Source organism: Caballeronia sp. LZ033, from assembly GCF_031451265.1.
Taxonomy (GTDB): Bacteria; Pseudomonadota; Gammaproteobacteria; order Burkholderiales; family Burkholderiaceae; genus Caballeronia.
Map to the genome: position 1 here is coordinate 1 of NZ_JARUXQ010000002.1, position 13,123 is coordinate 13,123.

A 13,123-nucleotide genomic window follows, 5' to 3' on the forward strand; every position below is an offset into this window, starting at 1 on the left:
GACGCTGCCCAAGCAGTTCTGGGACGAGACCACGATGCAGATCTCGCCGGTGATCGCCGCTGTCTCGACGCTGCTGTTCGTGTTCATCTCCATTCTGATCTCGCTGGCGGACCGTCTGCGGCGCAGGAGCCTTGCATAGACTCACGGCCATGCATCTGAACGCAAGAGACCGCGCCACGGCTGCCGCCGACGCGAACGCCGAGGACGCGGAGGTCTGGCGCTGGTTCTCGCTGCTCATGCAGGACCGGCGCGTGCGCTGGTGCCAGGCCGATGACCGATGGTTCGTCAGCGTCGACAACCGCCACGTGGCGACCGAACCGTCCTTCGACGAAGCCATCCGACGCGCCAAAGAACGCGTCGAACAGCGAGGCGCCCTGAAGCGGCGTCTTCGCTGAACCCGACGTTCAACTAAAGCGAACGCGTCGGGTCGAGTAAAACCTGCATTCTCAAGACCTCGTTGCCTCTTTCGGCACGAGGTCTTTTTTCATTTCGCCGCAGTTTTCCTGCCGACTCGCAACGAATTCGCGTAAACCCGCTTGCAACACATTTTTGACAGTCTTATATTAAATTTCACCATTAACTATCTCTATGCGATAAGACATGAGCGAAGACGTCCTGTTCTCGAACCACGGCCGCGTGGCGGTCATTACGCTGAATCGTCCTGAACGCCTCAATGCGTGGACCACGCCGATGCGCAACAAGATCATCGAGGCGCTGGACCGCTTCAATGCCGACGACGAAGTCGCGGCGATCATCATGACGGGGGCGGGCAATCGCGCGTTCTCGGCGGGACAGGATCTGTCGGAAGCGCATGACTTCGACGGCGAGCGCGCGGTCGCATGGGTCAAGGAATGGCAGATCTATTACGCGGCGCTGCGCAACCTCTCCAAGCCGCTCGTGATGGCACTCAACGGCACGGCGGCCGGCTCCGCGTTCCAGGTCGCGCTGCTCGGCGACATCCGCGTGAGTCATCCGGGCGTGCGCATGGGGCAGCCGGAAATCAACGCGGGCATCGCCAGCACGACCGGCCCGTGGATCATGAACTCGATGCTTGGCATGTCGCGCACCATCGAGCTGACGCTCACCGGACGTTTGATGGACGCGGACGAGTGCCATCGCATCGGGCTGATTCATCACCTCGTCGATGAAAGCAAGGTCTTCGAAAAGGCGCTGGAGATCGCGACCGAGCTCGCCGCGAAGCCTTCTGTCGCCATGCGTCTGGACAAGCAGCGTTTCCGCGAGATGACCGAGCCGGGTTTCGTGGATTGCATCGAGGCGGGCATGCGCATTCAGCGCGAAGCGTACGACTCCGGTGAACCCGCACGCATGATGGAAGAGTTTTTCAAAAAGCGCGCGAAGTAAGCCCTCTTCATCCACCTACCCAGTGCGGGAGACCTGAATCATGACCCAAGAATTCAACCCGGCGCGACGCCGGATGCTTCACGGCGCGGGCGCGCTGGCCGTCGCCGGCGCCATGCCGTTGGCGGCGCGTGCGCAGAGCAAGCAGATCGTCGTCTCGGACCCGGGCGGTCCTTACACGACGGCGTATCGCGAGGCCTTCTACGATCCCTTCGAGAAAGCGACGGGCATCAAGGTGGTGAGCGTCGCGCGCGAATCGCAGCCGGTCGCGCAGTTCGCGGCGATGGTGCAGACGAAGAACTACGTGTGGGACGTGACCACGCTGACGCTGTCCGCCGACATTCCCTACCTCGAATCGAAAGGCTTGCTCGAACCCATCGGCCTGAAGGCGAGCGACTATCCCGACATCATGCCGGAGGCGATCACGCCGAACTGGCTCGGCGTGGACGTGTACTCGACGGTGCTCGCCTATCGCACGGACAAGTTCAAGGACAACGGGCCGAAGTCGTGGGCCGACTTCTGGGACGTGAAGAAGTTTCCGGGCCGCCGCTGCCTGCGCCGCAGTCCGCTCGACACGCTCGAACAGGCGCTGCTCGCCGACGGCGTGCCGCTCGACAAGCTCTATCCGCTCGACGTGGACCGCGCGTTCAAGAGCCTCGACAAGATCAAGCCGCACATCAACATCTGGTGGACCTCGGGCGCACAGGCGATGCAGGCCATCCAGAGCGGCGACGTCGACATGATCTCGACCTGGAACGGCCGCGCGCAGGCAGCGAAGGACGGTGGCGCGCCGGTGCAGATCGTGTGGAATCAGGGTTTGTATTCGATCGAAGGCTGGGGCATTCCGAAGGGCACGCCGCGTGCGGATGCCGCGAAGCAGTTCGTCAAGTTCTGCGCCGACGCGAAACGTCAGGCGCTGCTCACGCGCACGCTGGCCTACGGTCCGACCAACAAGAAGTCGTTCGAGAGCATCACGAAGGAGCGCGCGACGCTGCTGCCGACGGCCCCGGACAACATCAAGGACATGAAGCTGCCGAGCCCGCAATGGTGGGAAGAGAATCGCCAGAAGGTCACTGAGCGCTTCAATTCGTGGATCCTCTCCTGAGGACGACATCATGAGCTCGAAACTCGAGGCGATCGGCATCGCCAAGCGCTATGGCGATGCGGTTGCGCTGGAACCGACGGATCTCGCCGTGCAGGCGGGCGAATTCCTGACGCTGCTCGGTCCCTCGGGTTCGGGCAAGACCACGTTGCTGCAGATGATCTCCGGGCTCGTTGCGCCGAGCGCGGGGCGCATCGAGATCGATGGCCGCGACGTCACGCATGTGGAGCCGGGCAAGCGCGGCATCGGCATGGTGTTCCAGAGTTATGCGCTGTTTCCGCACATGAGCGTATGGGACAACGTGGCCTATGGCCTGCGCATGCGCCGCAAGTCGCGCGATGAAGTGCGCGCGGCCGTGGACGATGCCCTCGCCATGGTGCGCATGAGCGAATACGCGAAGCGCTTTCCGAAGGAACTCTCGGGCGGCCAGCAACAGCGCATCGCGCTGGCGCGCTGCTTCGCATATCGGCCTTCGGTGATTCTGCTCGACGAGCCGCTCGGCGCGCTCGACAAGAAACTGCGCGAGCACATGCAGTCCGAGATTCGTCGCCTGCACAAGGAACTCGGCGCGACCTTTGTGTATGTCACGCACGACCAGGACGAAGCATTGACCCTGTCCGACCGCATCTGCCTGATGAACCAGGCGCGCATCGAACAGGTAGGCACGCCCGCGGATCTCTATGACCGGCCCGCGACGCGTTTCGCGGCCGGCTTCATCGGCCATTCAAACCTGCTCGAAGGCGAACTCGAAGCCACCCGTGGCACCCGCGGCGAACCCATCCTGCTGGCGGCGGGCGGCCGTATTCCGCTGCCGCTGGGCGCATCCATCGCGCCTGCCGCGCGTCACACGTTGCTGGTGCGGCCCGAGGCGCCGCGTCTCGTCGAACCGCAGGGCGGCTATGTCGACGGCACGATTTCCGATGTCGTGTTCTTCGGCAGCGACACGCGCGTGCAGCTCGCGATGAACGACGGCAGCGAACTCACCGTGCGTTGCGAGCGCAGCCTGTCGCCGCGTATCGGCGACAAGGTGGGGCTGACGTGGGACCCGTATCGCACCACCTTGCTGCACGCCTGAGGAATCGTCATGACTCTTGCACTACACGCCCAGCGCGAGCATGAAGGCGCGCGCCGCGGCTGGTCCGTCGCGCTGGCGCGCTGCGTCCGCTTCCTGCCGGTCGTGCCTACGCTGCTGTTCCTGCTGGTGTTCTTCATCGTGCCGGTGGGCGAGATCCTGCAAGGCGGTCTCGTCAGCGCCGACGGCCAGTTCGGCTTCGCGCAGTTCGAGCGCATCGCGCGCACGCCGGTCTATGCGAAGGTGTTGTGGATCACCTTCGCCATCTCGTTCCTGACTGCCGCGCTTTCCATCCTGCTCGGCTATCCCGTTGCATACATGCTGAGCCGCCTGTCCGAGCGCGTGCGCGAACGCTGGCTGCTGTGGATCATGCTGCCGTTCTGGACGAGCTATCTCGTCAAGACCTATGCATGGATGCTGCTGCTCTCGAAGACCGGCGTGCTGTCGACCATCGCACTTTCGCTCGGCCTCGTGCGTGAAACCACGGGCACGATTCCTTCGCTGACGGGCGTGCTGATCGGCATGGTGCATTCGATGCTCCCGCTCGCCGTGATGACCATGCTGCCCGTGATGCGCGGCATCGACGACCGTCTTGCGCAAGCGGCGGAAACGCTCGGCGCGGAACGCAGCACCAGCTTCTTTACGGTGTTCCTGCCGCTGTCGTCGCCGGGCGTGGCGGCAGCGGGCCTGCTGGTGTTCATCTCCAGTCTCGGCTTCTTCATCGTGCCCGCGCTGCTCGGCTCGCCGAAGGAAACGATGATCGCGCAACTCGTGATCTCGTCGGTGCTCGAACTGTTCGACATGCACTTCGCGGGCGCGCTGTCCACGGTGCTGCTCATCTGCTCGATCTTCATCTTCTTCGTCTATGACCGCATGGTGGGCCTGACCTCGCTGACCGGCGAGACCAGCGAGAAGACGCGCGGTTCGCGTGCGGCGGGACTCAGGCTGGCGTTTCTGATGACGGCGGGCCGCGTGTGCGCGCCGTTCATGATGCGGCGCCGCGCGCATGCCGAGCCGGTGGCGCGCGCCGCCAGTCCGCTCGGGCTGTACACGTGCATCATCATGGCGCTGCTGGTCCTGCCGGTGCTCTCGGTCATTCCGTACGCGTTCACGAAGAGCGACTACATCGGCTTTCCGCCGAAGCTCTTCAGCATGAAGTGGTTCGGCACCTTCATGGACTCGCCGGTGTGGCGCAGCGCGGTGATCCGGTCCTTCGAAGTGGGCTTCGGCACGGCGGTGCTCTCGCTGCTGCTCGGCTTCGGCGCCACGCTTGCGATGACGCGCATGCCGCGCCGCGCCAGCAAGCCCTTGTTCGCGCTGCTCGTCGCACCGCTGATCGTGCCGCGCATCGTGGTGGCGGTCGGGCTGCTGTATCTGTTCGGGCGCTTCGGACTGACGGGCACGAACCTGGGCCTCGTCATCGGGCACACGGTGCTGGCGATTCCCTATGTGGTCGTCACGCTCGCTGCGGGCTTCCAGCGTTTCGACTGGCGTCTCGACGATGCCGCGCGCGTCATGGGCGCTTCGCCGCTGCGGCGCATCACGTCGGTTGTCCTGCCCCTGCTGATGGCCAGCGTGACGGCAGCGTTCCTCTTCGCCTTCCTCGTCTCCTTCGACGATCTGACCATCGCCATCTTCGTGAGCGGCGGCATCAACTCGACCTTGCCGAAACAAATGTGGGACGACATCCAGCTGGCGATCACGCCAACGCTCGCTGCCGTATCCACCACGCTCATCATCCTGATCGCGCTCGTCGTCGCGGTTTCCTCCTGGCTCAAGCGCCGTGCGCGCTGAACCCCGGGCTCTCAAATCGGTTGAACCCATGCATCGCTACCCGGAATATTTTGCCCATCGCCACGCGGACGACGAACTCGACTGCGTTCCCCTGCTCGCGGCAGGACTGCGCCGCGATCCCGCGCGCATCGTCGCGGACTTCGACGGTCACGCCATCACCTGCGGCGACGTCATGCGGCGCGTCGTGCAATTGCAGCGCTGGTTCGCACAGGAAGGCCTCGTGCCCGGCGACCGCGTCGCCGTCATGCTGGGCAACAGCGCGGAACACGTTCACCTCATCTATGCGTTGGTGCTGAGCGGCCTGGTATGGGTGCCGGTGAACACGAAGCTGCGCGCGGCGGGCCTCGAATACCTGTTGCGCCACGCCGAGCCGAAGCGCTTCATCATCGAAGACGAATTCGATGCGGTGACGGCCAACCTCGATTGCGGCGAGTCGCAGCGTGTGCGTCTGCCCGCCTTCGATCCGCGCGATGACACCACCGCTTTCACGACGCCAGTCATCGGCATTCACGATCCGCTGTGCGTCATCTACACATCGGGCACGACGGGCGCGCCGAAGGGCGTCGTCTTCACGCAGCGGATGATGCGCATTGCCAGCGAGGCGGCGTTGCGCGTCGCGGACGTGCGCGAGGGCGACCGGCTGTTCCTGTGGGAGCCGCTGTGCCATATCGGCGGCGCGCAGATGCTGCTGCTGCCGTTCCTCGAAACGATCACGCTGCACGCGGTGCCGCGCTTCTCGGCTTCGCAGTTCTGGTCGCAGGTGGAACGCGCGGGCGCGACGCAACTGCATTATCTCGGCGGCGTGCTCGACATCCTGATGCAACTGCCGCTCGATGCCCAGCCCAGCGCGCACACATTGCGCGTCGCCTGGGGCGCGGGCGTGAGCGCCGCTGCATGGGAACCGATTCAGGACCGCCTCAAGGTGCGGCTGCGCGAGTGCTACGGCATGACGGAGTGTTCGAGCTTCGCCACCGCCAATGCCACGGGCAAGCCGGGTTCGATTGGCCGCGCGTTGCCGTGGATCGAGATCGAACTGCTGGATGAACAAGCGCAGCCGGTGAAAGAGGGCGAAGCGGGGGAGATCGTGTTGTCGAGCAAGGTGGAGGGCACCTTTCTGCCGAGCTATCTCAAGAATCCCGAAGCGACGGCTTCCGCGCTGCGCAACGGCAAGCTGCATACCGGCGACCGCGCGCGCCGCGACGCCGATGGCGATCTCTACTTCATCGGGCGGCAGACGGACAGCATGCGGGTGCGTGGCGAGAATGTGTCGGCATGGGAGATCGAACGGATCTTCGCCGCGCATCCGGCCGTGCGCCTGAGTGCGGCGATTGGCGTGGCATCGCCGATCGGCGAGCAGGACATCCTGCTCAACGTGCAGTTCAAGGACGCGCCGGTGGAGTGGGAAAGCATGCACGCGTGGGCGCGCGAGCGCCTGGCGAGCTTCCAGTTGCCGCGCTATTACCGCGCGGTGGAAGGCTTCGAGCTGACCGCGAGCGAGCGCATCAAGAAGCATCTTCTGCCGCGCAGCACCGACGATGCATGGGATCGGCTCGAGAAGGCGCAGGCATGATGACGCCATGAATATCGCCTAAAGATAGCGTGTTAGGGCTATGCGATAATTCGTCGACAATCGAAAACGATGAACCACGTGATGATCGAAGAGCCCAAAGAGCCGCGCAAGCGCAAGAGCCCCGCAGCGAAGGCGCGCGGCGAGGCGGCGGACCCGAGCGCGTCTTCGCTGTATGTGCAGTCGGTCGAGAAGGCGATGAAAGTGCTCACCGCCTTCGACGGCAGCAAGCGCCAGCTCTCGCTGTCCGAAATCGCCGCGCTGACCGGCTTCGACATGAGCGCGACGCAGCGCTTTGCCTATACGCTCGCGGCGCTCGGCTATCTTTTCAAGGACCCCGACAGCCGCAAGTACGAACTGTCGCCGCGGCTGCTGGACTTCACGTATCACTATCTGACGTCGAACGACCTGGTCAGCCGCGCCACGCCCTATCTCCAGCAACTCGGCTCGGAGACCGAGGAGGCGACCAATCTCACCGTGCTCGACGATACCGACATCGTCTTCGTCCTGCGTATCGTGAGCCGCAATGTGTTCAACGCGCATGTGATCGTCGGCTCGCGTCTGCCGGCCTACTGTACGGCGCCCGGACTCGCGATTCTCGCCACGCTGGACGACGGCGAGCTCGACGACATCCTCGCGCGCACGAACCTCGTGCCCTATACGGGATCGACCGTGTATCAGCCGCGCAAGATCAAGGAGCGCATTGCGCAGATCCGCAAGCAGGGCTATGCGCATACGGAAGACGAGTACTTCGTCAGCGACATCTCCACGGCGGCGGCCATTACGAATGCGCATGGACGCGGCATCGGCGCGGTGAACATCGCGGTGGCGCGTTCGCGCTGGCACGCGGACCGCGACGAAAAGCGCTTCGCCGATCTCGTGATCTCCACTGCGTCGGCCATCTCGACGCGGCGGCGCATCGAATAGCGGGTCGGGTCAAGCAGCACGTTCGCGCAACGAAGGGGCTGCATCGCTGAATCCGCCAATGCGCTGCGCGAGCAACGCGACCGCGCCGTCGAGCGAGGCGGCCATCCCTGTGGCCGCCGGCATGCCCTTCATGCGCTTCGTGCCCTTCATGCTTGCGCGAGCGCAGCCCGCGCGAATCGCTTCCAGACGTTCCAGAATGCCTTCGATGCCGCCTTGATCCTGCATGGCGTGAGGTTGCCGCAACAAGGTGCGCACGTTGTGAACGCAGCACGACAAAGCGCCGGCAACGAGATCATCGTGGGTTGCCCACACGAACACGCGCCGCGGCCGCAGTGCCAGCCGGAATGCTTGCCAATGGCTGTCCAACGAGCGCACCGCCGCTCCGGCTTGTACGCTATCCGCGCTGCGCACGCCGGCGATCATCGCGTCGATGACTTCCACGAAGCGCGCCTCGATATGCCGGCTTGTTTCGAGCGGCTTGATCGTGAACGCGGCCACCAGCGACGCGAGACAACCGATCGCCACTTCGCCGATCCGCAGTTCGACGAGCGGTTGCACCGCATGACCGAGCATGCCGTACACGAGGCTCACCAGCACGGTGATGCAGAACACGCCCGGCCCGTACGCGCTCAGGATGAAATACGCCCAGCCGAAGACGCACAGCAGCATCGCGCAGGCAATCGCGACCGGCTCGCTGTGCAGCGAGGTCACGAGCAGCGCGCCGACCAGCGCGCCCGCCAGTGTCCCGGCAATCCGTTGCATCGCGCGATGCACGGCATCGCCGCGCGAACGTGTGCCGAGCAACACGACGAAGGTGGTGATGACGGCCCAGAACCATCGCTCGGAGGAGAGCCAATGTCCGGCGAACAGCGCCATCGACGCCGCTGCCGCCATGCGCGCGGCCGGCCACCATGACAGGCTGGCGAGTGCGCTTTGCCCCGAAGCGCGCGCGGCGTCAACACGCTTTGTTTCCCATTGCCTCGACTCGACCATCCGTTCCAGCGCCGCAATGGCGCTGCGTAAGCGCGCTTCGCGATCCGCGCGTGCGGATGCATCGAACACATATTGATTCGCGGCTACTTCCAGCGCGATGAGCGCGTCGCGGACCTCGTCCGTATCGCCGGGTTCGAGCAGCGCGAGCCGGTCTTCGAGCGAGATCGCGGCTTCGTTCAGCGCGGTGAGCGCCGTGTGCAAGGAGGCCGCGCGGGGCGCAGTGGCGGGCAGCCTTCTCGCGCGGGCAGTCACGGTCCGGACTGCGAGCCGGAGCGCGGCGTCGTGACGAGGCGGAATGATCCAGCGCGCGATGCACACGGTCACGCATGGCGCAATCAAGGACATTGCCATCGCGAGCTGCGTCATCGGCATGGTGGGATGAAGATACAAGCCGAGATAGAAGGCCACGAGCGCCAGCAACGCACCGCCGAGCGCTCGCGGACCGCACGCCTGGATCAGCATGCCGCCGCACAGCAGCGCGACAAACGTGGCATCGGCGAGCGCGGGCCACGGTGCCAGTGCGCTCGCCAACGCGAAGGAAGTCAGCGCAACGACATAGAGCGATAGCAGGGATGCGAGCCAGCCTCGCAGCGTGCCGTCGCGCAGGAACAGAGGCGCGACCATCACGAACAGGATGCCGGGCCCGGCGACGGTCGGCGGCGCATCGAGCCGCGCGGCCAGTGGCAGGCAGATTGCCGCGGTGAGAAACGTGGCGAGCGTCGCGCGCAGGGCCGTGACGAAGCGCGCGAGTCCAGGGTCCGCGACGAGCAGGCGATCGGCCGCTCGCGTGAAGAGCATTGCAATCATCAGGGCGACATCCGGGCGATGACGGACGCGGCTTGTGGCCGGAGTCCATCGAGGAAAGTTGCCGTGCCATGCCATTCACGCGGGATCGCCGGCGGATGGAAGGTACGGGTTTTCCCGGATCTTAGCGTGTCAAAAAACCCATGGCGATGAAGTCCATGCGGGCCCTTCAATTGGCCTTCGATGCCCGGACAGGGTTAACGCCCGGATTTAACGAGCTATTACCTCGGCCTGCGCACCGGTCGCTAAATTCACTACGAACGCTGCGGCATGCAGGTTCGCAGCGATGTTCAGCACAGGAGGATCGATGGCCAAACTGATTCATACCATGATTCGCGTGAAGGACCTGGACCGGTCGCTCGGCTTCTATGCGTCCGCGCTCGGCCTGACACCGAGTCACCGGCTCGATTTCGATGACTTCTCGCTCGTCTATCTGCGCAACGACGAAACCGAAGCCGAGATCGAATTGACCTGGAACAAGGGACGCGATATTCCCTATACCCATGGAGACGGCTATGGACACTTCGCCGTCGTCGTCGATGACGTTCATGCCGAGCGTGAACGCCTTGTCGGCCTCGGCCTGACGCCCAAGGACGTGAAGGAATTCAAGGACGGCAAGGGCGAACTGATTGCGCGCTTCTTCTTCATCGAAGACCCGGATGGGTACAGGATCGAAGTGCTGGAGAAGCATGGACATTACCGCTAGCGCGTCTCGCAGCACCCGATCGTCACGCAGATGACGCACCGGCAATCCGAAAGCAGGACCCGCACGACCATAAGTTGTTGCAGCACCCCACAAGGAGACAGACATGCGAGACACGATCATCCCGATCGTCGCGCCACGGCGCGCGCACGACGACGGACATCCACACGGACACGCCGGGCTTGACGCCGCTCCACCCCGGATCGCGCTGACGCGGCGCGAGTTTCTGCGCGGCACCGGCGTGCTGGTGGGCACGATCGCCGCCTCGTCCATCTTCGCAAGCCTTGCGCCGAGCCGTGTCTGGGCGCTCGAAATGCAGGGGCTCAGTACGCATCAGGGCGAAGTGCTGCTGCAGGTCACTCGCGAGATCTATCCGCATGCCACGCTCGATGACGCCGTGTACGCGCTCGTCGTGAAGGACCTCGATGCGAAGGCGAAAGCCGATCCCGCCGTGCGCCAGCAACTCGCCGACGGCGTGGCGAAGCTCGACGCGCAAGCCGGCTCCGACTGGACCCGGCGCGGCCCCGCCGACAAGGCGCACGACATCGCCGCGCTGGCCGGCACGCCGTTCTTCAACACGGTACGCAGCACGGCTGTGGTGTCCCTGTACAGCAACGCGCTGGCCTACCAGCATTTCGGCTATGGCGCGGCACAGGGCGACGGCGGTTATCTCTATCAGGGCTTCAACAACCTTTCATGGCTGCCCGATCCACCCGCGGCCGACAGCGGCCCGATTCCGAAAGACGGCTGATCCAGTCGGTTTGATTTCGGTCGATGGGACAACGGAGACAGACATGTACACAGAGAACAAGGTGCAGTTCAAGCATAGCGACGACCACGTCGTGGTGGTCATCGGCTCGGGCGCGGGCGGCGGGACGCTGGCGAACGAGCTCGCGCAGAAGGGTATCGACGTAGTGGTGCTGGAGGCAGGCGCCATGCATACGCAGGGCGACTTCTCCACTGAAGAATGGAACGCCTTCAAGCAGCTCTCATGGCTCGACAACCGCACGACCTCCGGCTCGTGGCGCGTCGCAAAGGACTTCCCGAACCTGCCCGCGTGGATCTGCAAGACGGTCGGCGGCACAACCGTTCACTGGGCGGGCGCGAGCCTGCGTATCCAGCCGTACGAGTTCAAGGCGAAGACCACGTATGGCGACATGAAGGACGCCAACCTGCTCGACTGGCCGGTGACGCGCGCGGACCTCGATCCGTACTACAGCCGCGCCGAAAAGAAGATGGGCGTGACGCGCACCAATGGCTTGCCCGGCCTGCCCGGCAACAACAACTTCAAGGTGATGTCGGCCGGGGCCATGAAGGTCGGCTACAAGGAATGCAACACGGGTCACATGGCGATCAACAGCACTGTGCGCGACGACCGCACGCACTGCTTCCAGCGCGGCTTCTGTTTCCAGGGCTGCCGCATGGGCGCGAAGTGGTCGACGCTCTATACCGAGATCCCGCATGCACAGTTGACCGGGCACATGGAGTTGCGGCCGCAGGCGCACGTGGTGAAGATCGAGCACGATGCACGCGGCAAAGTGTCGGGCGTCGTCTATTACGACAAGGACGGCAAGATCCAGCGGCAGAAGGCGCGTGCCGTCGCGGTAGCGGGCAACGCAATCGAAACGCCGCGCCTGTTGCTGAACTCGCAGTCGAGCAAGTTCCCGGATGGCCTCGCGAACGGCTCCGGTCAGGTGGGCCGGAACTACATGCGGCATACCACGGGCTCGGTGTACGGCGTGTTCGACGACAAGGTCGAGATGTTCAAGGGCACGACGATGGCGGGCATCATCGAGGACGAGGCGAAGTTCGACCCGAAGCGCGGCTTCGCGGGCGGCTATCACATGGAGACGATCTCGCTCGGCCTGCCGTTCTATGCTGCGTTTCTCGATCCGGGCGCATGGGGCCCGAACTTCACCGAGGCCATGGACCGCTATCCGTACACGGCGGGCATGTGGATCGTCGGCGAGGACATGCCGCGCGAGTCGAACCGCATCACGCTCAACAACGACGTGAAGGACCAGTACGGCATGCCGGTGCCGAACGTCCACTTCGACGATCACCCGAACGACGAAGCCATGCGCGAGCATGCGTACAAGCAGGGCAGCGCCGTGTACGAGGCGGCGGGTGCGAAGGCGACGTACATCGTGCCGCCGTATCCTTCGACGCATAACCTCGGCACCGCGCGCATGAGTGCGAAGGCCGACGACGGCGTCTGCAACGGCTACGGTCAGGCGCATGAAGTGTCGAACCTGTTCATCTCCGATGGCAGCCAGTTCACGACGGGCGCGGCGGAAAACCCGACGCTCACCATCGTCACGCTGGCGATCCGTCAGGCCGACTACATTGCGGGCCAGATGAAGCAGCGCAGGGTTTGACGCCATTGCCGGCGTGAGCGTGGAGGGGTAGCTTGAGCCATGGCCGTCGTGCGAACGCGCGGCGGCCCTTTCCTGGGGGATGACGCCATGTGTAGGGTGTATATCAACGCCGATCCGATCCTCTATGAATCGCGCACGCGTTCGCTGCGCATTCATGGCGTGATTACCACGGTGAGGCTCGAAAACCTGTTCTGGGACGTGCTTCAGGAAATCGCCGGGCGCGAGAACCTGACGACCAGCCAGTTCGCGGTCAAGCTCTACGATGAACTGATCGCGCTGCGCGGCGAGGTGCCGACCAACTTTGCATCGTTTTTGCGGGTGTGCTGTCTGCGCTATCTGTCGATGCGCGAGGCGAAGCAGCCCGTGGAAAGCGAGGCGGCAGGGGCGGCGCTGAGGGTGTTGAAGACCGGCTGAGGAACCGGCC

Annotated in this window: 12 protein-coding genes; 11 read left to right on the forward strand and 1 reads right to left on the reverse strand. The window is 64.4% G+C overall.

The features are described 5' to 3' along the window. The first annotated feature begins 131 nt into the window (after positions 1-131). The 7 genes from QCE62_RS15640 to QCE62_RS15670 all read left to right on the forward strand — a co-directional run bounded on the left by QCE62_RS15640 (position 132) and on the right by QCE62_RS15670 (position 7,821). Complete coding sequence (locus tag QCE62_RS15640) at positions 132-395, forward strand: hypothetical protein (RefSeq protein ID WP_309919989.1); 264 nt, start codon at positions 132-134, stop codon at positions 393-395. Positions 396-600: 205 nt separating this feature from the next. After that, a complete protein-coding gene (locus QCE62_RS15645) occupies positions 601-1,362 on the forward strand; it encodes an enoyl-CoA hydratase/isomerase family protein (protein ID WP_309919992.1) in 762 nt (253 codons plus the stop codon). 40 nt (positions 1,363-1,402) lie between these two features. Next, a complete protein-coding gene (locus QCE62_RS15650) occupies positions 1,403-2,464 on the forward strand; it encodes an ABC transporter substrate-binding protein (RefSeq protein WP_309919995.1) in 1,062 nt (353 codons plus the stop codon). Between the two features lie 10 nt (positions 2,465-2,474). Next, the gene (locus tag QCE62_RS15655) at positions 2,475-3,536 is read left to right on the forward strand and encodes an ABC transporter ATP-binding protein (RefSeq protein WP_309919999.1); all 1,062 of its coding nucleotides are present in this window, start codon (positions 2,475-2,477) and stop codon (positions 3,534-3,536) included. Between the two features lie 9 nt (positions 3,537-3,545). Next, on the forward strand, positions 3,546-5,327 hold the full coding sequence (locus QCE62_RS15660) for an ABC transporter permease subunit (RefSeq protein WP_309920014.1): 1,782 nt from the start codon (positions 3,546-3,548) through the stop codon (positions 5,325-5,327). A 28-nt stretch (positions 5,328-5,355) separates the two neighbouring features. Further along, positions 5,356-6,897 carry an AMP-binding protein gene (locus tag QCE62_RS15665; RefSeq protein WP_309920017.1) on the forward strand — a complete coding sequence of 514 codons (1,542 nt, stop codon included), beginning with the start codon at positions 5,356-5,358 and terminating at the stop codon, positions 6,895-6,897. An 81-nt stretch (positions 6,898-6,978) separates the two neighbouring features. Beyond that, the gene (locus tag QCE62_RS15670) at positions 6,979-7,821 is read left to right on the forward strand and encodes an IclR family transcriptional regulator (RefSeq protein WP_309922835.1); all 843 of its coding nucleotides are present in this window, start codon (positions 6,979-6,981) and stop codon (positions 7,819-7,821) included. A 9-nt stretch (positions 7,822-7,830) separates the two neighbouring features. Here the strand turns inward: QCE62_RS15670 and QCE62_RS15675 are convergent, their stop codons facing one another. Continuing rightward, entirely contained in the window at positions 7,831-9,621 is a 1,791-nt protein-coding gene (locus tag QCE62_RS15675) for an FUSC family protein (RefSeq protein ID WP_309920019.1), read from the reverse strand. A 304-nt stretch (positions 9,622-9,925) separates the two neighbouring features. On the opposite strand from QCE62_RS15675, the gene QCE62_RS15680 reads away from it, so the two are divergent. The 4 genes from QCE62_RS15680 to QCE62_RS15695 all read left to right on the forward strand — a co-directional run bounded on the left by QCE62_RS15680 (position 9,926) and on the right by QCE62_RS15695 (position 13,113). After that, positions 9,926-10,324, forward strand: a complete 399-nt coding sequence (locus tag QCE62_RS15680) for a VOC family protein (protein ID WP_309920021.1) — start codon at positions 9,926-9,928, stop codon at positions 10,322-10,324. Positions 10,325-10,427: 103 nt separating this feature from the next. Continuing rightward, positions 10,428-11,072: a twin-arginine translocation signal domain-containing protein gene (locus QCE62_RS15685; protein WP_309811831.1), complete on the forward strand. Its 645-nt coding sequence runs from the start codon at positions 10,428-10,430 to the stop codon at positions 11,070-11,072. A gap of 43 nt (positions 11,073-11,115) precedes the next feature. Next, positions 11,116-12,699 (forward strand): GMC family oxidoreductase, encoded by a 1,584-nt coding sequence (locus tag QCE62_RS15690; RefSeq protein ID WP_309920024.1) that lies wholly within the window; start codon positions 11,116-11,118, stop codon positions 12,697-12,699. Positions 12,700-12,786: 87 nt separating this feature from the next. Next, a complete protein-coding gene (locus tag QCE62_RS15695; RefSeq protein WP_309920026.1) occupies positions 12,787-13,113 on the forward strand; it encodes a ribbon-helix-helix domain-containing protein in 327 nt (108 codons plus the stop codon). Positions 13,114-13,123 lie beyond the last annotated feature (10 nt).

Bases quoted from the DNA above. Each gene is read 5' to 3' on its own strand.
- QCE62_RS15645 (WP_309919992.1), top strand. From the start codon at position 601: ATGAGCGAAGACGTCCTGTTCTCGAACCACGGCCGCGTGGCGGTCATT.
- QCE62_RS15650 (WP_309919995.1), top strand. From the start codon at position 1,403: ATGACCCAAGAATTCAACCCGGCGCGACGCCGGATGCTTCACGGCGCG.
- QCE62_RS15655 (WP_309919999.1), top strand. From the start codon at position 2,475: ATGAGCTCGAAACTCGAGGCGATCGGCATCGCCAAGCGCTATGGCGAT.
- QCE62_RS15660 (WP_309920014.1), top strand. From the start codon at position 3,546: ATGACTCTTGCACTACACGCCCAGCGCGAGCATGAAGGCGCGCGCCGC.
- QCE62_RS15665 (WP_309920017.1), top strand. From the start codon at position 5,356: ATGCATCGCTACCCGGAATATTTTGCCCATCGCCACGCGGACGACGAA.
- QCE62_RS15670 (WP_309922835.1), top strand. From the start codon at position 6,979: ATGATCGAAGAGCCCAAAGAGCCGCGCAAGCGCAAGAGCCCCGCAGCG.
- QCE62_RS15675 (WP_309920019.1), bottom strand. From the start codon at position 9,621: ATGATTGCAATGCTCTTCACGCGAGCGGCCGATCGCCTGCTCGTCGCG.
- QCE62_RS15680 (WP_309920021.1), top strand. From the start codon at position 9,926: ATGGCCAAACTGATTCATACCATGATTCGCGTGAAGGACCTGGACCGG.
- QCE62_RS15685 (WP_309811831.1), top strand. From the start codon at position 10,428: ATGCGAGACACGATCATCCCGATCGTCGCGCCACGGCGCGCGCACGAC.
- QCE62_RS15690 (WP_309920024.1), top strand. From the start codon at position 11,116: ATGTACACAGAGAACAAGGTGCAGTTCAAGCATAGCGACGACCACGTC.
- QCE62_RS15695 (WP_309920026.1), top strand. From the start codon at position 12,787: ATGTGTAGGGTGTATATCAACGCCGATCCGATCCTCTATGAATCGCGC.